This is a genomic window from Streptomyces sp. NRRL F-5630 (assembly GCF_000719475.1).
Lineage (GTDB): Bacteria > Actinomycetota > Actinomycetes > Streptomycetales > Streptomycetaceae > Streptomyces.
In genome coordinates this window covers 1-20,072 of record NZ_JOGO01000003.1, presented here as the reverse complement: position 1 = coordinate 20,072, position 20,072 = coordinate 1, and the positions used below count along the sequence as shown (strand labels likewise).

The 20,072-nt window shown below is 74.8% G+C and carries 18 protein-coding genes, 1 other RNA gene and 2 pseudogenes; 14 read left to right on the top strand and 7 right to left on the bottom strand.

Features of this window, described 5'->3' with window-relative positions; all coding sequences use genetic code 11:
- Positions 1 to 23: 23 nt before the first annotated feature.
- Positions 24 to 1,658: an alkaline phosphatase D family protein gene (locus tag IF99_RS0101400; RefSeq protein ID WP_030994410.1), complete on the bottom strand. Its 1,635-nt coding sequence runs from the start codon at positions 1,656 to 1,658 to the stop codon at positions 24 to 26.
- Between the two features lie 699 nt (positions 1,659 to 2,357).
- Between IF99_RS0101400 and IF99_RS0101395 the strand changes: the two genes are divergently transcribed.
- The 8 genes and pseudogenes from IF99_RS0101395 to def all read left to right on the top strand — a co-directional run bounded on the left by IF99_RS0101395 (position 2,358) and on the right by def (position 8,359).
- Positions 2,358 to 2,813 carry a lamin tail domain-containing protein gene (locus IF99_RS0101395; protein WP_030994409.1) on the top strand — a complete coding sequence of 152 codons (456 nt, stop codon included), beginning with the start codon at positions 2,358 to 2,360 and terminating at the stop codon, positions 2,811 to 2,813.
- Between the two features lie 216 nt (positions 2,814 to 3,029).
- Positions 3,030 to 3,932, top strand: coding sequence for a PhzF family phenazine biosynthesis protein (locus IF99_RS0101390; RefSeq protein WP_030994408.1), 903 nt, complete (start codon positions 3,030 to 3,032; stop codon positions 3,930 to 3,932).
- A gap of 263 nt (positions 3,933 to 4,195) precedes the next feature.
- On the top strand, positions 4,196 to 4,750 hold the full coding sequence (locus tag IF99_RS0101385) for a DoxX family protein (RefSeq protein ID WP_030994407.1): 555 nt from the start codon (positions 4,196 to 4,198) through the stop codon (positions 4,748 to 4,750).
- Between the two features lie 108 nt (positions 4,751 to 4,858).
- Positions 4,859 to 5,656, top strand: a complete 798-nt coding sequence (locus IF99_RS0101380; protein ID WP_030994406.1) for an SAM-dependent methyltransferase — start codon at positions 4,859 to 4,861, stop codon at positions 5,654 to 5,656.
- A 95-nt stretch (positions 5,657 to 5,751) separates the two neighbouring features.
- Positions 5,752 to 6,318: a hypothetical protein gene (locus IF99_RS0101375; protein WP_030994405.1), complete on the top strand. Its 567-nt coding sequence runs from the start codon at positions 5,752 to 5,754 to the stop codon at positions 6,316 to 6,318.
- Positions 6,311 to 7,102, top strand: a pseudogene (locus IF99_RS0101370) (putative protein N(5)-glutamine methyltransferase); the annotation flags it as partial. The gene IF99_RS0101375 and the pseudogene IF99_RS0101370, both read left to right, overlap by 8 nt.
- A 217-nt stretch (positions 7,103 to 7,319) precedes the next feature.
- The gene (locus IF99_RS0101365; RefSeq protein WP_030994403.1) at positions 7,320 to 7,547 is read left to right on the top strand and encodes a hypothetical protein; all 228 of its coding nucleotides are present in this window, start codon (positions 7,320 to 7,322) and stop codon (positions 7,545 to 7,547) included.
- Positions 7,548 to 7,633: 86 nt separating this feature from the next.
- Positions 7,634 to 8,359, top strand: coding sequence for a peptide deformylase (def, locus tag IF99_RS0101360; protein WP_234340547.1), 726 nt, complete (start codon positions 7,634 to 7,636; stop codon positions 8,357 to 8,359).
- A gap of 105 nt (positions 8,360 to 8,464) precedes the next feature.
- Here def and IF99_RS0101355 read toward each other — a convergent pair whose 3' ends face one another.
- Together IF99_RS0101355 and IF99_RS0101350 are read right to left on the bottom strand one after the other, a co-directional pair.
- Positions 8,465 to 8,719: a hypothetical protein gene (locus IF99_RS0101355; RefSeq protein WP_030994401.1), complete on the bottom strand. Its 255-nt coding sequence runs from the start codon at positions 8,717 to 8,719 to the stop codon at positions 8,465 to 8,467.
- 112 nt (positions 8,720 to 8,831) lie between these two features.
- Positions 8,832 to 10,397, bottom strand: coding sequence for an MFS transporter (locus IF99_RS0101350; RefSeq protein ID WP_030994400.1), 1,566 nt, complete (start codon positions 10,395 to 10,397; stop codon positions 8,832 to 8,834).
- A 459-nt stretch (positions 10,398 to 10,856) separates the two neighbouring features.
- Between IF99_RS0101350 and IF99_RS0101345 the strand changes: the two genes are divergently transcribed.
- A complete protein-coding gene (locus tag IF99_RS0101345; protein WP_030994399.1) occupies positions 10,857 to 11,858 on the top strand; it encodes an Lrp/AsnC family transcriptional regulator in 1,002 nt (333 codons plus the stop codon).
- Positions 11,859 to 11,943: 85 nt separating this feature from the next.
- On the opposite strand, the gene rnpB is transcribed toward IF99_RS0101345, so the two are convergent.
- An RNA gene (gene rnpB, locus IF99_RS31570) (RNase P RNA component class A) lies at positions 11,944 to 12,345 on the bottom strand.
- Positions 12,346 to 12,529: 184 nt separating this feature from the next.
- Between rnpB and yaaA the strand changes: the two genes are divergently transcribed.
- From yaaA to IF99_RS0101325, 4 genes are all read left to right on the top strand, one after another.
- Complete coding sequence (yaaA, locus tag IF99_RS0101340) at positions 12,530 to 13,330, top strand: peroxide stress protein YaaA (protein ID WP_030994398.1); 801 nt, start codon at positions 12,530 to 12,532, stop codon at positions 13,328 to 13,330.
- Positions 13,331 to 13,408: 78 nt separating this feature from the next.
- On the top strand, positions 13,409 to 14,065 hold the full coding sequence (gene eda, locus IF99_RS0101335; protein ID WP_030994397.1) for a bifunctional 4-hydroxy-2-oxoglutarate aldolase/2-dehydro-3-deoxy-phosphogluconate aldolase: 657 nt from the start codon (positions 13,409 to 13,411) through the stop codon (positions 14,063 to 14,065).
- Between the two features lie 405 nt (positions 14,066 to 14,470).
- Positions 14,471 to 15,217: an HD domain-containing protein gene (locus IF99_RS0101330; RefSeq protein ID WP_234340546.1), complete on the top strand. Its 747-nt coding sequence runs from the start codon at positions 14,471 to 14,473 to the stop codon at positions 15,215 to 15,217.
- A 159-nt stretch (positions 15,218 to 15,376) separates the two neighbouring features.
- On the top strand, positions 15,377 to 15,844 hold the full coding sequence (locus IF99_RS0101325) for a cupin domain-containing protein (RefSeq protein ID WP_030994395.1): 468 nt from the start codon (positions 15,377 to 15,379) through the stop codon (positions 15,842 to 15,844).
- Positions 15,845 to 15,922: 78 nt separating this feature from the next.
- On the opposite strand, the gene IF99_RS0101320 is transcribed toward IF99_RS0101325, so the two are convergent.
- From IF99_RS0101320 to IF99_RS0101310, 3 genes are read right to left on the bottom strand one after another with little or no spacing between them, the layout of a single operon-like run.
- Positions 15,923 to 16,600 (bottom strand): histidine phosphatase family protein, encoded by a 678-nt coding sequence (locus IF99_RS0101320; RefSeq protein WP_051703322.1) that lies wholly within the window; start codon positions 16,598 to 16,600, stop codon positions 15,923 to 15,925.
- Positions 16,597 to 17,340, bottom strand: a complete 744-nt coding sequence (locus tag IF99_RS0101315; RefSeq protein ID WP_199806440.1) for a zinc ribbon domain-containing protein — start codon at positions 17,338 to 17,340, stop codon at positions 16,597 to 16,599. Before IF99_RS0101315 ends, IF99_RS0101320 begins: the two co-directional genes overlap by 4 nt.
- Positions 17,337 to 18,176, bottom strand: a complete 840-nt coding sequence (locus IF99_RS0101310) for a Nif3-like dinuclear metal center hexameric protein (protein ID WP_030994392.1) — start codon at positions 18,174 to 18,176, stop codon at positions 17,337 to 17,339. Before IF99_RS0101310 ends, IF99_RS0101315 begins: the two co-directional genes overlap by 4 nt.
- A gap of 196 nt (positions 18,177 to 18,372) precedes the next feature.
- Between IF99_RS0101310 and IF99_RS0101305 the strand changes: the two are divergent.
- Positions 18,373 to 19,629, top strand: a pseudogene (locus IF99_RS0101305) (hypothetical protein); the annotation flags it as partial.
- Positions 19,630 to 20,072 lie beyond the last annotated feature (443 nt).

Genomic DNA, 20,072 nt, shown 5'->3' with positions numbered 1-20,072 from the left:
GGTCGCCCCCGCCCGTACGCGGGTCAGGCCGGGGTCAGTCCCGGCTTCCCCGCCTCCGTCACGAAAGACCCCGCGACCGTGAGCGGCGCGCCGGGCGTCGTGACCGCCGAGACCGTCTTCCAGTCCGCGCGCGCCGACCGCGTGCCGAGCGTCACGACCGCGTAGCCGCGCCGCCCGTTGTAGAAACGCAGGTGCGGGTTGGCGGTCATGTAGGTGTCCCAGTTGGCGGGCTTGTCGGCGCCGTCGCCGCCGCTCGTGATCGAGCTGGTGACGATCTCGGTGCCCAGGGTCTTCGAGGCGGGGTCGTCGAAGTCCGCTTTCAGGTCGAAGCCGTAGTGCACGTGGACGTCCCCGGTGAGGACCATGAGGTTGTTCTTGCCGCTCGCCCGCCACCCGTCGAGGAGGCGCTGCCGCGAGGCCGGGTAGCCGTCCCACGAGTCCATGGACAGCTTGAAGCCGTCCGTCGCGCGGTCCTTGCGCTGCGCGAAGGTGACCTGCTGCGGGACGACGTTCCACGTGGCCTTCGAGGCGCGCCACCCGTCGAGCAGCCAGCGCTCCTGCGCCTCGCCCGTGAGCGTGCGCGAGGGGTCCTCGGACTCGGGCCCCGGGACCTGCCAGCCGTCGCCGTACGCCTGGTCGCTGCGGTACTGGCGGGTGTCGAGGACATCGAACTGGGCGAGGCGGCCCCAGTGGCGGCGCCGGTAGAGCCTCATGCCGGACCCGGTGGGCCGCTGCGGCGCGCGCAGCGGCTGGTTCTCCCAGTACGCGCGGTAGGCGGCGGCCCTGCGGAGCAGGAACTCCTCCGGCGGGACGTCGTTCTCCGGGATGTCGTCCGCGTAGTTGTTCTCCGTCTCGTGGTCGTCCCACGTCACGACGAAGGGGTGCGCGGCGTGCGCGGCGATGAGGTCGGGGTCGGACTTGTAGAGCGCGTACCGCAGCCGGTAGTCCTCCAGGGTGAGGGTCTCGCGGTTGAAGACGGCGGGCAGGCGCCGGTCGGTGTACTTGCGGTTCCCTCCGACGGCCGTCACCGCGTACTCGTAGAGGTAGTCGCCGAGGTGGAAGACGAGGTCCACGTCCTCGTCCGCGAGGTGGCGGTACGCCGTGAAGTACCCGTCGTGGTACGCCTGGCAGGAGACGGCGGCGAGCTTCATCGCGGTGGGCCTCGCGCTCGTCGCGGGGGCCGTCCGGGTGCGGCCCACGGGGCTGATCCACGTCCCGGCGCGGAAGCGGTAGTAGTACGGGCGGTCCGTGTCGAGACCGGGCACCTCGACGTGCACGGTGTGCGCGAACTCCGGGTGCGCGGTGGCCGATCCGCGCTTCACGACGCGCGTGAAGCGGGCGTCGTGGGCGAGCTCCCAGCGCACGGTGACGCGGCCTCTCGGCATTCCGCCGTCGCTCTCGTACGGGCTCGGGGCGAGGCGCGTCCACAGCAGGACGGACCGCGGGAGCGGGTCCCCTGAGCCGACACCGAGCGTGAAGGGGTCGGCCTTGACGGCCTTCGCGTCGAGTTCGGCCGCCGCGGCGCTCCCGGCGGTGGGGAGGTTGACGGCGAAGGCGAGCGCGGCGGCCGCGCCCGTCATGGTGAGGAAACCGCGACGCCCGAAGTGCCGGGCGGCGGCGCGGAGTTCGGCGTCGGGGTCCTGGAAGCTGTGGCTCATCGGGTGGGGTCCCCTCGTCTCGGTGGGTGGCGCAGGGGACTCTCCGGGACGGGGGCGACGCACACCCGTCGCCGGTGCGACGCGGGTGTGGACGGGGGGTGAGCTCTGGGGGTGGCCGGATCCCCGCGCCGGGGCTCCTGGGGCGGCCGTCAGTCTTCCAGGGCGAAGCGGCAGTTGGCGCGCCGCCACGCTTCAAGATCACCCGTCGGCGCGCACCGTACGGGCCGCCGCCTCGCCGCGAGGGGCGCGCGGCGGTGGGGGCGGGCGCGGACGCGGCGGTGGGCGCGAGCGCGGCCCGCCGCCGGACCGCTCGGGGCCCTCTCGGGACGACGGCCGAGCCCCGGCCCGGAACGACGCGAAGGCGAGGGCCCTCAGAGGCCCGCACGTTTTATCCACGCTTCCCCTGCAACCAATCCACGAAGTGCGTGGTCTGTCATATGTCGGCCGGAGGCGACCAGGGGCGGGAGGGGAGCAAGGCGGCGCGCGCTGGACGGACTTGCGCGCCCAGGGAGTGAACGTGCGGGGTCACGAGGCGGACTTCGACGAAACGCTCCCCCCACTCCTCACCACTTAGTACGATGAACCGTCTTTCACTCGTATGACGGACATACCCGCATACGAGCCTCTTTGCCGTTCCTCGGCACCCGCATGTCCTTTTCCGTGATCTTCGGAATCCTTCGGAACACTTCGGAGCACTACGTGCGCATTCGTTTCGCGGCCCCGGCCGTTCTCGCCGCCGTCGCCCTCGTGGGTCTCGCGACCTCCCCCTCGCAGGCCGCCCACAAGAGCGGGATCCACCTCGGGCTCATCCAGTTCGACAGCCCGGGCAAGGACACCCGCAGCAACGCCTCGCTCAACGGGGAGTGGGTGAACATCCACAACAACTCCAAGTCGGCGGTGCAGCTGAAGGGTTACAAGCTCAAGGACAACACCGGCTACACGTACACCTTCGGCAGCTACAAGATCGGCGCGGGCAAGACGGTCAAGGTCCGCACCGGCAAGGGCAAGAACGTGCCCGGAACGGTCTATTGGAACCGCGGTTCGTACGTGTGGAACAACACGGGCGACAAGGCGCGGCTGTACACCGCGAAGGGCGCCCTGCGCGACTCCTGCTCCTGGAAGACCGCGAAGAGCGGCCAGAAGAACTGCCACTGACCGCAGGACCGGCGCGGATGCGGGGCGCCCTCCCCCCAAAGGGAGCGCCGCCCCGCACCCGCGCCCACCTCACCGGCGCCCCGGGGCCGGCGGTTCCACAAGAGGACTGGCCGGGTCGCCCGGCGCACCCCTTTCCCCACGCCCCGTGCTCCCATACGCCCCGTCCCCCGGGGCGCGGCGGGAATACCCCTCGCTCCCCCGCCGGTTGTCCTCGGCATGACGTCACCAGGCTCCCTGCCTCCGGCCGCCCCGGCGGCCTCCGCTCCCCGTGTCAGCCGGTACGCGGCGTTCACCACCGATCCCGGCGCGGGCAACCCCGCGGGGGTCGTGCTGGACGCCTCGGGGCTGAGCGACGACGAGCAACTCGCTGTCGCCGCGCGGCTCGGATACAGCGAGACGGCGTTCGTGCTCCCCGGCGAGGAGCCGCGCACGCACCGCCTGCGCTACTTCAGCCCGAAGGCCGAGGTGCCCTTCTGCGGGCACGCGACGATCGCGACCGCCGTCGCGCTCGCCGAGCGGGAGGGCCCCGGCGCGTACGTCTTCCTGACACCGGCCGGGCAGGTGCCGGTCGGGGTCGAGGAGAAGGACGGTGAACTGCGCGCCACGCTGACGAGCGTCATGCCCCGGATCGAGGACATCGCGCCCGGCGACCTCGCCGAGGCCCTCGCCGCGCTCGGCTGGCCCGCCGCCGACCTCCACCCCGAGTACCCGCCGCGCATCGCCTCGGCCGGGGCCAGGCACCTCGTGCTGGCGGCCGGAAGCCGCGCGCGGCTCGCGGCGCTCGACTACGACTTCGAGCGGCTCCGCGCACTCATGGAACGCCTCGGCCTGACGACCGTGCACCTCTTCTGGCAGGACCCGGACACCGGCGTCTTCCACACGCGCGATCCCTTCCCCGTCGGCGGTGTCGTCGAGGACCCGGTCACGGGCGCGGCGTCGGCGGCCTTCGGCGCGTACCTGCGCGCGCTCGGTTTCGTGCGCGAGGACGCGCGGCTCACGCTCGTGCAGGGCGAGGACCTGGGGCGCCCGGGAACGGTCACCGTGACGCTGCGGGCGGGCGATCCCCGGGTGCGGGTCGCGGGCACGGCCGTACGCATCCCGGCGCGGGCGGACGACTGACCGCGACCGGACGGCTGAGCGCGGCGGACGGCTGAGCGCGGCGGACGGCTGAGCGCGGCGGACGGCCGGGCACGGACGGATGACCGGGCCGGGACGGCCGGGCACGGGCGGCGCCGGACGCGCGGGCCCCGCCGTGCGTCGCGGCGCGGGAGGCGTAGCCTCGAGATCACCGTGTCACGGCGGCGTACAGCGGTGTGCGCCCGGTGCGCAGGAGCCGTCCCCGCGACACGGCATCCCCTACTCCAATCCCCCAGGGAGACAGCGTGAAGTGCCACGGAAGCCGCACGCACAGCCGTCGGCTCGACCTCGGGCTCCTCGCCCTGCGCGTCGGTACCGGCGGGGTGCTCGCCGCGCACGGTTCGCAGAAGCTCTTCGGCTGGTTCGGCGGCGGCGGGCTCGACGCCACGGGCCAGGCCTTCGAGTCGATGGGCTACGCCCCCGGCAAGCTCAACGCGCTCGCGGCCGGGCTCGGCGAGGCGGGCGGCGGCGCGCTGCTCGCGCTCGGCCTCGCGACCCCGGCGGCGGGCGCCGCCGCGGCGGGGACAATGGCGGGCGCCGCCGCCGTCCACGCTCCCGGCGGTTTCTTCGCGCAGGGCGGCGGCTACGAGTACCCGGCCTTCCTCGGCCTCGCCGCGGCGGGACTCGCGGTCACGGGCCCGGGCAGGTACTCGCTCGACCACAAGCTCGGTCACGCCCTCAACCGCCACTGGATGGTCCCGGCCGCGCTCATCGGCGGCGCGGCGGCGGCCCTCACGGTCGTCGCGCAGCGCAACAAGCGCCTCCGCCAGGCCGCCCCGGCGGAGGCCGAGGAGGTCTGAGGCGCGTACGGGGGCGGGGCCGCCTTACCCGAGGGGCGGCCCCGCAGCCGTTCCCCGGGCGGAAAACCATTCGCCGCCGGCGGCCCCCGCTCCGTACCGTCCGCTCCCATGACCTCCCCCGCGACGCGCCGAGAGACGCCGGACGCCCCACCCTCCGGCCTGCCCGCCCTCACCTTCCACAACCCGCTCTCCGAGGAACGCGCCGCCCGCGTCGTGGCGCGACTCGCCGCCGCGCGGCCCGCGACGGTGCTCGACGTCGGCTGCGGCTGGGCGGAGCTGCTGCTGCGCCTGCTGGAGGCCGTGCCGCAGGCGCGGGGCACCGGGATCGATCTGCGGGGCGAGGATCTCGTACGGGCCGGGGAGCGGGCGCGCGAGCGCGGTCTCGACGGGCGGGTGCGGCTGCACGAGGAGTCGGCGCGGGGCACCACGCGGGGGCCGGCCGACCTCGTGCTGTGCGGGGGCTCGGGGCAGGCGCTCGCGGACCCGGACGGGCCGGACTACCTGCCGACGCTCTTCGCCGAGCTGCGGCGGCTCGTGAACCCGGGTGGCCGGGTGCTGCTCGGTGAGGGCTTCTTCACCCGTACCCCCGGCGCCGGGGAGCTGGCCCGGCTGTGGCCGGGCGCGCGGGCCGACGACCATCCCTCGCTCGGGGCGCTCGTGGACGCGGCCGTCGCGGGCGGCTTCAGGCCGCTGTGGACGGAGACGGCGAGCGCGTCGGAGTGGGAGGAGTTCGAGTCGGGGTACCGCGCGGCGGACGAGGAGTGGCTCGCCCTGCACCCCGGCCACGCCGCCGCGGACGCCGTACGGGAACGGCTCGACGCGCAGCGCGCCTTCTGGCTGGACGGTCACCTGGGGCTGCTCGGTCTCGCGTGGCTCACGCTCGTGCCGGTGGGGCGCGCGGGCTGAGGCGGAGGGCCGGGGGACGGGTGGGCTGGGGACCCGCCCGCCGGGCGTTGGACAATGGGCGGGTACGGGGACGCGCGACACCGGAGGCTCAGGCCATGAGGCAGCAGAAGATCCCGGCCCTGGGCCGGGCGCTGAGGGCGCTCGGGGAACAGGGCGACGAACTCGGCGGCGACACGAGCGAGGCCAAGCTGCACGAGATCGCCAAGGACCTGCGACGCGCTCTCGACCTCCTGGAGGAGGCCGTCGAGGGCCCCGAGCCGACGACGCGGTGCGCGGAGCACCCCTTCGGGCCCCGGGACGACAGCGCGCCCGACCTGTGCCTGCTGTGCGAGACGCGGCGGCGCGGGGGGCGCAGGGCGGCCCGGCTGCCGGACGGCGAGCGGGAGTACCTGGTGGCGCCCTCGCGCTACGGCGAGCGCGAGGAGCGCCCGCAGGCGCGCGAGCGCTGGATCCCGGAGATGTGGAACGGCCGCACGTGGCAGTTGTGCGGGACCCCGCGCCACGACCGCCGCGAGGCCGAGGCGTTCCTCGCCGCCGAACGCCGCGGCCCGCACGCGGGCACGGCGTACCGGCTCGTGCAGGAGTTCACGGACTACGAGGTGGTACGGGGCTGGGGCAGCCCGGTGCGCAGACTCCCCGACACCATGGGCGGGCGTGGCTGACGTCGCGGGCCTCGTGGCCCGGCTCCGCGCGGCGGGCTGCGTCTTCGCCGAGGACGAGGCGGCGCTGCTGCTCGCGGCGGTGCCCGAGGACGCGGCGGGCCGGGACGGGCGGCTGGACGCGCTGGTCGCGCGGCGCGTGGCCGGGGAGCCCCTGGAGCACGTCGTGGGGCACGCGGTGTTCCACGGGCTGCGGATCGAGGTCGGGCCCGGGGTCTTCGTGCCGCGCAGGCGCAGCGAGTTCCTGGTGGCGCGGGCGCTCGACGGGGTGCGCGCGGAGGGCGAGGTGACCCTGCTCGACCTCTGCTGCGGCTCGGGCGCCCTCGGTCTCGCGCTGCGCACGGCGCTCGGCCCGCGCGCGACGCTGTACGCGGCGGACGTCGACCCGGGCGCGCTGCGCTGGGCGCGCCGCAACCTGGCCCCGGTCGGCGCGCACGTGTACGAGGGCGACCTGTACGCCCCGCTCCCGGACGCGCTGCGCGGGCGGGTGGACATCCTGACGGCGAACGTCCCCTACGTACCGAGCGAGGAGGTCCGCCTCCTTCCCGCCGAGGCCCGCGCCCACGAGCCCCTCGTCGCCCTCGACGGCGGCACCGACGGCCTCGACCTGGTCCGCCGCGTCGCCCACGAGGCGACCACCTGGCTCACCCCGGGCGGCCACCTCCTCGTGGAAAGCGGAGAGCGCCAGGCTTACGAGATCGCCAAGCTCTTCACAGCCGCGGGCCTGCGCGCGGAGGTGGTGCACGAGGAGGAGGGATGGGCAACGGTGGTGAGAGGCACGCGCCCCCACACCTCAGCCTCCGGCCAAGAATTTCAAGCCCCTCCGGCGATTGAGGAGCGGGGTCCGGGGCGGAGCCCCGAAACGGGGGCCGGGGGCGGAGCCCCCAAACGGGGACCCGGGGCGCAGCCCCGGGGCACCCCCCGCCCCCACCATCTGCTCCGTCCGGCTGACGAAAGCCGTGTCCACCCCGCCCCCGGCGCCCCCCGCGCCTACCGTGCCGCCCGTGGAGCTACCCGATGACCTGATCACCCTTCAGCAGGCGGCCGACGAAGAGGGCCGAAGGATCGAGCACTTGGAGGGCGAGGAGCAGAACGCGCAGCGGCGCGTGTGGTTCAACGCCGCCGCCGAGGTGCACATGGCGGTCACCGACTGGGCCCGTGAGCAGGGCCTCAACCGCTACGACGTGGAGAAGGAGCTGCGGCAGCGCGTGCGGCACGTCCCGCACGGCTGACGGGCACGAGGGGGTGTGCGGCGCGCGGGTAGGGTTCTGCCCGCGTCCGCCGCACCGCCCGCCGCGTTCCCGAGAGAGGCCGCCCCATGACCGAGCCCGCCGCCGACTCCGTCCGGAGCCTCGTCCCGCCGCCGGACTCCGTCCGCGCGCGGATTCCCGCCGGGGTGCCCGTGTACGTGCGGGGCGAGCGGTACGAGGGCGAGTATCCGCCGCTCGCCCCCGAGGCGGCGCGCGGCCGGATGCTGCGGGTGACCGAGGTCGGCGAGGAGATCCTCGCGCGCCGCTGCGCCGAGGCGACCGGCTTCGGCACCCCTGAACTGGCCCAGCTCGTCGACGACATGTTCCTGACGATGTACCTCGCCGAGGGCGCGGGGCTCGCCGCCAACCAGGTCGGCGTGGACCTGCGGCTCTTCGTCTACGACTGCTTCGACGACGAGGGCGCCCGGCACGTCGGCCACGTCCTCAACCCCGTGATCGACGAGGCCGCCTCGGGCCGCGCCCTCGTCGAGGACGTCGAGGGCTGTCTGTCGGTGCCGGGCGCCCAGCACGAACTGGCCCGTGCGGACCGCACGGTGGTGCACGGCGTGGACAGGGACGGGCGCGCCGTCACGATCGAGGGCACGGGCTACTTCGCGCGCTGCCTCCAGCACGAGACGGACCACCTGAACGGCATGGTCTACGTGGACCGGCTCGCCAAGCGCGCCCGTCGCGTGGTCCTCGCCGACATGGCCGAGGCCCGCGACACGGTCCTCGCCGAACGCCGGGCACGGGCGGCGGCGATGGGCGTGGAGGACCTGAGCGGGGAACGGTAGGGCGGGGACGGGAACGGAGCGCGTCCAGCGGGGCGGGCTGCGCCCAGCGGGGACCGAGCGCCCGGGGCGGAGCCCGCACAAGGACCCCTCACGGCCCCGTACCCCTCAGTGCTCGTCGCGCTCCCGCACCTCTCCGCACCCGGCGCACACCCACACGTCCCGCTGGAGCCACATCGTGCGGCGGCAGCGCGGGCAGCCCGTGGTGTGGATGCCGTCGGGGCCCATGAGGGGCGGGTCCGGTGTGTCGGCGGCGTAGGCGAGGAGCCCGTCCCTGTCGTCCTCGGGAGCGGCCATCCGCAGCAGGCGGGCGGCACGGCTGCGGGCCTCGTCGGCGAAGTCGTTCATGTCGTGGGCGCTCATGTCCTGGGAGAGAGTACGCGGCGGGCGCCGGTTCCCGTGGGCACGAGGCCGCCCGGTCGCGAAGGTTTCCCCTCGTGACCGGGCGGCCTGCGCCCGCCGTCGCCCGCCGTCGTCAGGCGTGCGCGCCCTCGCCCGCCGTCTGCCGGTGGCCCGCCGGGGACTGGGCGGCCGACTCGCGCACCACCGTCCCCGCGCGGTCCGCGCGCGGACGCAGCAGCACGAAGGCGAGCACGGCGGCGACGAAGGTGAGGGCCGCCGAGATCGTCAGGCACAGGCGCAGCCCTTCGAGGAAGGCGTCGCCGACCGCCCCGTAGACCTGTCCGGCGCGGGCGCCGAGCGGCACCGAGCCGACCGCGCCGAGGCCGCTGCCGTCGACCGCGTGCGTGAGCCGGTCGGCGAGGGCGCCGGGCACGCCCTTGTCGGCGAGCTTGTCCGGCAGCGCGGAGGCCGCGCGGCTCGTGAGGAGCGCGCCGAGCACGGCCGGGCCGAGCGCGCCGCCGACCTGCCGGAAGGCGTTGTTGCCCGCCGCGGCCATCCCGGCGAGCGGGTGCGGCACGGAGGCGACGGCCGTCGCGGTCATCGGCGTCGTGACCAGGCCCATGCCGAGCCCGAGCAGGATCAGCCGCCACGACAGGGTGCCGAAGGAGCTGTCCGCCTCGGCGCCCAGCAGCGTGAGCAGCGCCGCCGTCACAAGGAGCAGACCGGCCGTGATCATGAGGCGCGGCGCGACCTTGTGCATGAGGCGCCCCACGACCCCGCTGACGACCAGCGCGGCCCCGGTGACGAGGATCATCCGCCAGGCGGTGTCGAGCGTGTCGAGGTGCTGGACCATGCCGAAGTAGAGGCTCAGCACGAAGAAGAAGCCGATCATGCCGAGGAACATGACCATCGCGACGAGCGCCGTGGCGGTGAAGCCGGGGCTGCGGAAGAGCTTGAGGTCGAGCATGGGGTGCTCGGCGCGGCGCTCGACCACGACGAAGAGGACACCGCTGACGACGGCGACCGCGAGCGCGAGGACGACCTGGACGTCCGTGAAGGAGCCCGCGCCGCCCTCGATGACGCCGTAGACGAGACCGGTGATGGCGAGCGTCGCGGTGATCTGGCCCGGCCAGTCGAGGCGGCTCGTGCGCGGCGCGCGCGACTCGGGCAGCAGCTTCGCGGAGACCGCGAAGGCGATGAGCGCGGCGGGGATCGTCACGAAGAATATCCAGCGCCAGGACGCGTGCGCGAGGATCGTGCCCGCGACGATGCCGCCGAACGCGAGCGCGCCCATGAGGCACATCGCCCAGAAGCCGATGAACTTGCCGCGCTCGCGGTGGTCGGGCACGGCGTGGCTGATGAGCGCGAGCGTCGTGGGGAGCAGCGCCGCGGCGCCGAGCCCGGAGAGGGCCTGGCCGGTCCAGAGCTGGCCCACGGAGTGCGCGGTCAGAGAGGTCGCGGCGCCCGCGGCGGAGAGCAGGAGACCGGCCAGGTAGACCTTCTTGCGGCCGTGGACGTCGCCGAAGACACCGGCGGTGAGGATGAAGGCGGCCATCGGCAGCACGAAGGCGTCCGAGACCCACGAGAGTTGCGAGGTCGTCGTGGAGAGCGCCGACTGGATGGCGGTCAGGCTCACCGAGACGCTCGTCACCGGCAGATAGGCGACGAAGACCCCGAGGCAGGCCATGAACAGCGTCACCCCGCGATGGGGCTCGACTGCTGCGGGCGGTGACTGGGACAAGGGAACTCCTTCGGAGCGCCGGGGTTCCGGCGCGTGGGACGGGCGAGGTCGTGGACGGTACGGCAGGTCCGGCCGTACGGGCCGGGCGGGGCGGCCGATGGCGGCCTTCCCCCTCGGGCGTACGGGCTGCCGGACGGCGCCTTCGTCGGCCGGCGGGACGGGGCGGGGTGCCCGGGCGTACGGGGTACGTACGCACGCCGGGCCGGACGGCGCTCCAGGGACTGGCCGGGGCCGGGGCCCTGGCCGGGTGGCTTGAGCCGGTTGGCTTCGGCCGGTGGCTTCATGTCCTGGAGGCGCGCCGTGAACCGTCCGCGAATCCTCCGGAATTCTCCTTCGGAACCGCGAATTCCACCAAGACGGACCCTGCGCAGCGCCGGAATCATCCACAGCCTGCGGGGGTGATGCGATGCTTCCTCCATGTCCGACATCCTCGACAGTCATATCCTCCACGCCCTGCACGTGGCGCCGCGCGCGCCGTTCCGGCTGGTCGGCGAGGTGGTGGGAGCCTCCGAGCAGACGGTGGCCCGCCGCTTCCGCGCGATGCGCAGGGCGGGCACGGTGCGGGTGGTGGGGCTCGTGAACCCGGCGGTGCACGGCCTCGCGGCGAGCGTCGTACGGATCTCGCTGCGGCCCGACCGGCTCGACGCGCTCGCCGAGGCGGTGACCCGCCTGCACGAGATCTCCTTCGCCAACATCACCTTCGGCGGCTCGGAGATCGTCTGCTCCCTGGAGACTCCGCACGACGGACGGGTGCCCGACGTCCTGCGCCGGCTCGCCACTTTTCCCGGCGTCCTGGCCGTCGACACGCGCCTGGTGCTGCGCCCCTACTCACCGCCCGGCGCGGACTGGGGGCACCTCGGGCCCTCACTCCCGGAGGAGGCGGTGGCCCTGCTCCAGGAGCGCCACCCGCGTCCGGTGCCGCAGGGACCGCCCGTCGAGCCGCGCCCCGAGGACGCGCCGCTGCTCGCGGTGCTCGCCGAGGACGGCCGGGCCAGCCAGGCCACCCTCGCCGAGCGCACCGGCTGGACACCGGGCCGCATCGCCCGCCGCATCGAGATCCTGGAGCGGACCGGCACCCTCTTCTACGACGTGGACATCGTCCCCGAGCGCCTCGGCTACCCGTTCAGCGCGGCCCTGTGGCTGCGGACGACGCCCGCCCTGCTCGACGAGACCGGGACGGCGGTGGCCGCGCTGCCCCGGATCGTCTTCGCCGCCGCCACGAGCGGCGAGCAGAACCTCATGGCCATCGCGATGTGCACCGACACGGCCGACTTCTACGACTTCCTGAGCCGGAGCCTCGCGAGCATCCCGGGCATCACTGGCTACAGCGTGAGCGTGCGGCTGCGCACCCTGAAGCAGGCGGCGTCGCTGGTGTACCGGGGCCGGCTCGTGGCCCCGGCCCCGGCACCGAGGCGGTGACGGGGCGGACCAGGACGTGCGCCCGAAGTCGCCCCCTCCAAATGACCGGCCCGTGGAGCCAGAAGGGGACAAGCGCAGGGGGCGGCAGACGAGTCGGGCTGTACGCCGGATTCTGTCGCCCGGTCGCCTCGCGGCGGCCGGGGAGACGGCCATCCATCTAGGGCCGGCGTTGCCGCCGGCCTCGTGCGGTCTACCCGCGGACTCGGGCGGGCAGCCCTCGAACGTCCGCGCAGAGCACGTTTCACGGTGCTCCTTTTGACCTTGCTCCGGGTGGGGTTTACCTAGCTGCCCAGGTCACCCTGGGCACTGGTGGTCTCTTACACCACCGTTTCACCCTTACCCGGCACCGGAGTGCCGGGCGGTTTGTTTTCTGTGGCACTGTCCCGCGGGTCACCCCGGGTGGCCGTTAGCCACCACCCTGCCCTGTGGAGTCCGGACGTTCCTCGGGGGTCCCCGAAGGGGCCCACGCGGCCGTCCGCCCGGCTCGTCTGCCGTGCGGTCATGGTACCGGTCGGGCGCGGACCGGCGCGCCGCGCTCCCCCGCCCTCATGAGGCTCAGGGCGTGAGCCCGCCAGGCTTCGCCCGTTCGCCTTCGGGGCCCCGGCCCCGCTTACCCTGGCCCGGGGCCCCGCACCGATGGCCCCGGGCGTTCGGGAACGAGGAGAGACACCGTGCTGGTACTGCTGCCGCCGTCCGAGGGCAAGGCCGCCGGGGGCGAGGGAGCCCCGCTCGCGCTCGGCGGTCTTTCGCTGCCGGGACTCACGGCCGCGCGGGAGCGGGTGCTCGACGAACTCGTCACGCTGTGCGGCGGCGACGAGGAGAAGGCGCGCGAGGTGCTCGGTCTCAGCGAGGGGCTGCGCGGCGAGATCGCGAAGAACGCGGCGCTGCGCGAGGCCGGGACGCGGCCCGCCGGGGAGATCTACACCGGCGTCCTCTACGACGCGCTCGGCCTCGCCACGCTCGACGCCGCCGCGCGGGAACGGGCGGCGCGCTCACTGCTCGTCTTCTCGGGACTCTGGGGCGCGCTCGGCACGGCGGACCGCATCCCCTCCTACCGCTGCGCGATGGGTGTGAAGCTCCCCGGGCTCGGGGCGCTCGGCGCGTACTGGCGGCCCTTCATGGCCGAGGTACTGCCCGGCGCGGCGGGCGAGGGGCCCGTGCTCGACCTGCGCTCGGCCGCCTACGCCGCCGCGTGGAAGCCGAAGGGCGTGCTCGCCGAGCGCACCCTGACCGTGCGGGTGCTGCACGCGCGGACGATCGGCGGGGTCGAGAAGCGCTCGGTCGTGAGCCACTTCAACAAGGCGACGAAGGGCCGGCTCGTACGGGACCTGCTCGCGCACGACGTGCGTCCCGCCTCGCCCGCCGAACTCGTCACCGCGCTGCGGGACCTGGGGCACACGGTGGAGACAAAGGGCCCCGGCGCCAAGGGGAGGCCCTGGGCGCTCGACATCGTGGTCCGGGACGTGCACTGAGCCGCCTGGGACGCACGGGCGTTGCACCCTGCGCAACGTGCTTTGCGCAGGGTGTCGCGGGCGAGGCACGATGAGCGCATGACAGACGCGTCCGTTCCCGCCCAGTCCGCCGCCGAGGTCCCCGCCTCGGTACTCGACCTCGCCCCCGTGCTCCCCGTCGTCGTGATCGACGACCTCGCCGACGCCGTACCGCTCGCGCGCGCCCTCGTGGCCGGGGGGCTGCCCGCGATCGAGGTGACGCTGCGGACGCCCGTCGCGCTCGACGCGATGGCGGCGATAGCGGGCGAGGTGCCCGACGCGGTCGTGGGCGCGGGGACGGTCATCGCCGCGGCGCACGTGGACGCGGCGGTGCGGGCGGGAGCGCGGTTCCTGGTGAGCCCGGGGTGGACGCCCGCGCTGCTGGCGGCGATGAAGGCCTCCGGAGTGCCCTTCCTGCCCGGTGTCTCGACGACGTCGGAGGTCGTGGCGCTCCTGGAGGCGGGCGTGCGCGAGATGAAGTTCTTCCCCGCACAGGCGGCGGGCGGCGCCCCGTACCTCAAGTCGCTCGCGAGCCCGCTGCCGCAGGCGCGATTCTGCCCGACCGGGGGCGTGAGCCCGGAGAACGCGCCCGGCTACCTCGCGCTGCCCAACGTCGGCTGCGTGGGCGGCTCCTGGATGCTCCCCGCCGACGCGGTGCGGGCGAAGGACTGGGGCCGGGTCGAGGCACTGGCCCGCGAGGCGGCGACGCTGCGCTGAGCCGGAAGCGAGCGGCGGGGCGGCGGGACCGGCCCGCAGCGGGCTGTCGAGCCCCGGTGTGCGGCACCACGGCCCGGGTCGCGGAGGCGGTGGACAGACGGCGGCCGGCGCTCTCGGGCACCGGCCGCCGCCGCACGCCCGTCCCGTACCCGTCCCGCGCCCGGTCGGGGAGGGTCGGGATCCGGCCAGGTCCGGCCCGCTCCGTCCCCGGTCCGGCTTGGCGGAAATCAGGAGGTCAGCGGCACTTTCGCCACTGTCGGCCCCGGCGGCACCCTCCCTAGGCTGCTGCCGACAGCTCCCGAGAGAAAGCCGGCGGACATGCCCGACCAGAATTCCGACAGGAATGACGAGGCGAAAGGCGTCACCCGGCGCACGGCGCTGGAGCGCGGCGCCGGATTCGCCACGGTGATCGCCGCCTCCGCGCTCGCCACCACGGTTTCCCCTGCCGCCGCCGCTTCCGCTGACGCGGTCCCGGCACCGCAGGGCAACGCGCCGCGATCAGGCGCCGCGAACCTGCCTGCGGCGGTGGCCGGAGTCCGTATCCCCGACAGCGAACTGGCCCGCGCGGCCGCGGCGTTCGCGCGAAAAGTATCCTCCGAGACGCTTTTCCATCACGTCATGCGTTCGTACGTGTTCGGCTCCCTGCTGTTCGACCGGCGCGGCGTCCGCTACGACCGCGAACTCGCGTTCCTCGCCGCGGTCCTGCACGACCTCGGCCTTGTCCCGGCGTACCGGACCCCGGAGGCGCGCTTCGAGGTGGACGGCGCCGACGCCGCGCAGGCGTTCCTGCGGGAACAGCGCGTGCCCGCCGCACGGGTGGCGGTCGTCTGGGACGCGATCGCCCTGCACACCGACATCGGCATCGCGACCAGGAAAAGGCCGGAGATCGCCCTGACGGCCGTCGGATCCGGAATGGACTTCTCGGGAAACGGCCTCGACCGGATTCCGTCCGACGCCCTTGAGGAGATACTCGCCGCCTTTCCCCGGGCCGGATTCAAGCAGGACGCCCTCGACACCATGCTGTCGCTGTGCCGCACCAAGCCCATGTCGCTGCTCATGCACCCCTTCGCCGAGGTCGGCCGCCGCCACATTCCGGAATTCCCGGTGCCCACGGTGGAGGACCTGGTATTCGCCGCGCCGTTCGCGGAGTGAGGCGGGGACGGGGGCCGGATCACGGGACGGGGTGGCGCGCGCGCCCTTTGGCCGGATCCGGTGCGTACGAGGGGCTTGGGCGGGAGTAATGATTGAACGGTCAACCACTTAGGGGGCCCCGCCGTGGTGCGGTGGGGCCGCCCTGGAGAGGACCGAGACATGAGCGTCGCCCTGGTGCGCAACCCCGGTGAAGGCGAGAACTACCAGTACTACAGCGCCGTGATCGAGCAGGTGGTGTCGACCACCGAGACGGACGGGGCGGTCAGCGTGGTGCGGCTCGCCATGCGCCGCGGTGACGCGCCGCCCCTGCACACTCACAGCCGGGAGGACGAGAGCTGGGTGGTCCTGTCGGGGCGCGTCCGGTTCTGGGTGGGCTCGACCACCCTGGACGCGTGCGACGTGCGCGACGCCGGACCCGGTGCCTACATCTACAGCCCGCGGCTCGTCCCCCACACGTTCCAGCCGCTCACGGCGACCGCGGAGGTCCTCGTCATCAACAACCCCGGAGCCGTCGAGGCCTACTTCCGCTCGATCGGATCCGCCGACGCACGCCGCGACGGCGAGCACACCGACCTTCTGGCCCAGTACGGACTGACGCTGCACGGCGACCCGCCCCGCGCCGAGTGACCCGAGCCGGAGATTCGCCGGCAGTGGGCGGCGCATCTCCGGCTCGGGTCACCAGCCCCGCACTCCCCCGCCCTCCGCTCAGGCGGGCGGGAGGTGCGCCGTGGTGTTCACGTACCGCACCGTCGTGTTGCCGTCGCCCCACACCGCGAGCGCCGAGAGCGAGGCCGGGTCGAGGTCCATGCGGAACAGCGCGGCGGGCGGGGCGTCGAGCGCGAGGCGCAGCAGGGTCTTGAGCGGGGTCACGTGCGAGACGAGCAGTACCGTGCGGCCCGCGTGAGCGGTGCGGAGGCGGTCGCGGGCCGCCGCGACGCGTACCGCGACCTCGGCGAAGCTCTCGCCCTCCGGCGGGGCCGCCGACGGGTCGGCCAGCCAGGCGGCGAAGACCTCCGGGTCCCTGGCCCGCGCCTCGGCGAACGTCAGGCCCTCCCACGTACCGAAGCCCGTCTCGCGCAGGTCCTCCTCGACCGCGTACGGCAGCCCGAGCGCCGCCGCCGTCTCGCGGCAGCGGCGCAGGGGCGAGGAGACGACGGCGTCCACGGTCGTGCCGCGCAGATGCCGCGCGACCGCCGCCGCCTGTGCCCGCCCCGCGTCCGCGAGCGGCGGGTCCTCGCGCGCACCGCTCCCGGAGAAGCGGCCCCGGGCGGTGAGCGCCGTCGCGCCGTGGCGCAGCAGAAGGAAGGTCGTGGGCGGGCCGAGGTCGGGGGGCGCGGACGCGGCGGCCGTACGGTCGCGCGAGGCCGCGCCCCCCGCGCTCACAGACCCGATTCGGAGGTGCGGACCAGGATGCGCCCGCAGTTCTCGCAGCGGACGACGGCGTCGGGCTCGGCGGCCTTGACCTCGTTCGCCTCGGTGATGTTCAGCTCCAGCTGACAGCCCTCGCAGCGGCGCTGGTAGAGGCGGGCCGCGCCGACGCCGCCGCGCTGGGCGCGCAGCTTCTCGTAGAGGGCGAGGAGGCTGTCGGGAACGGAACCCGCGACGACCGCGCGCTCCTTGGCGAGGGTCGCCGTCTCGGCGTCGATCTCCGCGGCGGCGGCGTCGCGGCGCTCGGTGACCTCGGCGATACGGGCCTCGACGGAGCCGAGGCGCTCGGTCAGCTCGGTCACGCGGGACTGCGCGGACTCGCGGCGCTCCATGATCTCCAGGACCACGTCCTCCAGGTCCCCCTGGCGCTTGGCGAGCGAGGCGATCTCGCGCTGGAGGTTCTCCAGGTCCTTCGGCGAGGTGACCATGCCGGAGTCGAGGCGCTGCTGGTCGCGGGTCGTACGGGTGCGGACCTGGTCGACGTCCTGCTCGGCCTTGGTCTGCTCGCGGGCGGTGTCGCCCTCCTCGGTACGGGCCGCGACGAGGAGGTCGCGCAGTCCGGTGGCGTCCTTGCCGAGCCCGGCCAGTTCGGCGTGCTCGGGCAGCGACTCCTTGCGGTGCGCGAGCTGGCCGAGGCGGGTGTCGAGGGCCTGGAGGTCGAGCAGGCGGACCTGGTCTGCGGGTGCGGCGTTCAGTTGGGGGCTCCTGTGGAATCGAAGTGTGCGGACCAGGGGTCGGTGACCGTCTTCGAGACGTGCACCCGCAGCTCCCAGCCGTGGCGGTCGGAGATCTCGTCGAGCTGTGCGGCGGCCTGCTCGCACCAGGGCCACTCGGTGGCCCAGTGTGCGGCGTCGATGAGGCCGAGCGGGCTGTGCTCGGTGGCCTCGGAGGCCGGGTGGTGGCGCAGGTCGGCGGTGAGGAAGGCGTCGGCGCCCGTGGCCCGTACGGCGTCGAAGAGGCTGTCGCCCGCGCCGCCGCTCACGACGACCTTGCGGACCGGCGCCTCCGGGTCGCCCGCCAGGCGGATGCCCTGCGCGGTCGCCGGCAGGGCGCGGGCGGCGGCTTCGGCGAGGGCGCCGAGGGTCAGCGCACGGGTGGGCTCGCAGACGCGGCCGAGGCCGCGGCGGCCCTCGGGGTCGCTCGTGTCGGGGGCGAGCGGGCCGAGGACGCGCAGGCCGAGCGCGCCCGCGAGGGCGTCGCTGACGCCGGGGTCGGCGCTGTCGGCGTTGGTGTGCGCGACGTGCAGGGCGATGTCGTGCTTGATGAGGTCGTGCACGACGCGGCCCTTGAAGGTCGCCGCCGAGACGGTCGTGGTGCCGCGCAGGTAGAGGGGGTGGTGCGTGACGAGGAGGTCGGCGCCGAGGCGGATCGCCTCCTCGGCGATCTCGTGGACGGGGTCCACGGCGAAGAGCACGCGGCTCACCCGGGCCCCGGGATCACCGACGACGGTGCCGACCGCGTCCCACGACTCGGCGCGGTGCGGAGGCCAGAGGGCGTCGAGAGCGGCGGTGACTTCGGAGAGACGGGGCACGGGGGCAAGGTTACCGGGAGCGGGCGGGGTGCCTTCGGGGCGGTACGGGGAGCGCCCCGGAGTCCCTGTGCCGAGCACAAGGTGTCCCGGATGTCAGGCGATTCGCCGGTTCGCCACCCGTTGGGGTGAAGTCGGTGGTCCTGGGCTGCCGTGGGGGCGCCTGAAAACTAGCTTCGTCGCCGGAGGTGACGCAGCGATGACGGTCAGTGAGACCGCGCGACCGCAGGATGAGGGTCCCGGATTCGTGGTGGCGGCGGACGGTTCGTACGCCGCCAGGATCGTGGCGCCCGGCGGGCCCGGCGAGGGCGGAACGGCGGGGCCGCACGTGGAGCGGTGGACGCTCGGCGGGCCGGAGCCCTTCGCCGTGCCGCTGCCCGTGGCCCGCCCCGAGCCCCCGGGCACGGAGGCCCAGCCCCTGCCGGACGGCCGGGTCCTCGTGCACCGGCCCGAAGGGCCCATGCACTACTTCTCCCTGCTCTACCCGACCGGGCCCGACACGGGGGAGCTTCCGCTCGGCGCCGTCGAGCACGTACGCGCCGACGGATCGCCCGGCCCCCTGCGGCTGCTCCCGCCGAGCCCTGTGCCCGGGCACGTGTACGCGCTCGCTCCGGGCCTGCACTCGACGGCCGTGTGGCTCGTCGCGGGCGGCGCCTTCGGGCCCGAGCACCTCGCGGAGATCCCGGGGCGCTGCACGGGCGGCGTGTGGCTGGACCGCGAGGCGCGGATGCTCGCGGTGGACCGCACGGGCGAGGACGGGGTGACGAAGGCGGTCGCCGTCGACCTCGAACGCGCGGGCGAGGTCTCCCCGTTGCTCCAGATCGCCGAGGGCAGCGACGACCGGCTGCTGAGCGCCGACGTGGACAGCGGACTGCTCCTCATCCGCTCGAACGCGCCGGGGCAGGACCGGCTCGGCTGGGGAGTGCTCGGCAGCGCGCTGCCCGTGCGCTTCCCCGAGTGCCTGGCCCTGTCGGAAGCGGGGCTCACACCCTTCGCCGTGCAGCCGGGCCAGGGCCTGCTGCCCGAGCACAGCGCGGTCGCCTTCCGCGTGGACGGCCCGGTGGGCGGTAGCTGGATCGGCGTGTGGCGCCCCGTGGGCCGCCGCCTGCACCAGCTCCCCGCGCCGCGCGGCTGGCTCGCGGGCGGCGGCCTGTGGACGCGGGACGGCGTGCTGCGGCTGCCGTACGCGGAGGAGACGGGCCTCTGCGGGCTCGCGCGGGTCACGTGGCCCTCGGGCTCGGACACGGGCGAGGTGGTCCTCGCCGCCGCGTCGGCGGGCGGGCCGGGGAACGCGGGCGAGGCACACGCGGGCCGTCCCGGCGGCGGAGGTACGGGTGTCCCCGGCGCGGGGCACCAGGACGCGCGGCAGGGTACGGCGGAGGGGGCCGCAGCGGAGGCGGCGGCACCCGTCCGCTCCGTACCGGCCCCGCGCCCCGCCTCGGCATCCCCCGTTCCCCCGGCGCCCGTCGCGCCGCCCACCCCGCCCGTCGAGCACGATCGCGGCCCGGACCTGGAGGACTCCGCCACCCGGCCACTCCCCGGCCTCACCCCGGAGCGACCGCGCCCCGAAGCCCCGGAACCGGACGAGCGGAACGGCACGGAGGAACAGCAGGGGCACCAACGGCCGGAACAGCACGCGCAGTCGGGGCCGCACGCACAACCGGAGCAGCACGAACAGCCCGGTCAGCACGGGCAGTCGGCGCGGCCCGCACCGCGCGAGCAGCACCCACAGCAGGCGCGGCCCGCGCCACCCGACCAGCAGGCCCAGCCGACACCGCCCGCTCAGCCGACACCCCCTTCCCAGCCCCCTCGGCCCGCCCAGCCCCCGCAGCCCGCCGCCCCTCACGACCGGCACGGGCACCCGGCACCACCGGCGTACCCGGCCCCCCAAGCGCGACC

Coding starts and splice junctions, on each gene's coding strand:
- IF99_RS0101400 (WP_030994410.1), bottom strand. CDS start 1,658: ATGAGCCACAGCTTCCAGGACCCCGACGCCGAACTCCGCGCCGCCGCC.
- IF99_RS0101390 (WP_030994408.1), top strand. CDS start 3,030: ATGACGTCACCAGGCTCCCTGCCTCCGGCCGCCCCGGCGGCCTCCGCT.
- IF99_RS0101380 (WP_030994406.1), top strand. CDS start 4,859: ATGACCTCCCCCGCGACGCGCCGAGAGACGCCGGACGCCCCACCCTCC.
- IF99_RS0101375 (WP_030994405.1), top strand. CDS start 5,752: ATGAGGCAGCAGAAGATCCCGGCCCTGGGCCGGGCGCTGAGGGCGCTC.
- def (WP_234340547.1), top strand. CDS start 7,634: ATGACCGAGCCCGCCGCCGACTCCGTCCGGAGCCTCGTCCCGCCGCCG.
- IF99_RS0101355 (WP_030994401.1), bottom strand. CDS start 8,719: ATGAGCGCCCACGACATGAACGACTTCGCCGACGAGGCCCGCAGCCGT.
- IF99_RS0101345 (WP_030994399.1), top strand. CDS start 10,857: ATGTCCGACATCCTCGACAGTCATATCCTCCACGCCCTGCACGTGGCG.
- eda (WP_030994397.1), top strand. CDS start 13,409: ATGACAGACGCGTCCGTTCCCGCCCAGTCCGCCGCCGAGGTCCCCGCC.
- IF99_RS0101325 (WP_030994395.1), top strand. CDS start 15,377: ATGAGCGTCGCCCTGGTGCGCAACCCCGGTGAAGGCGAGAACTACCAG.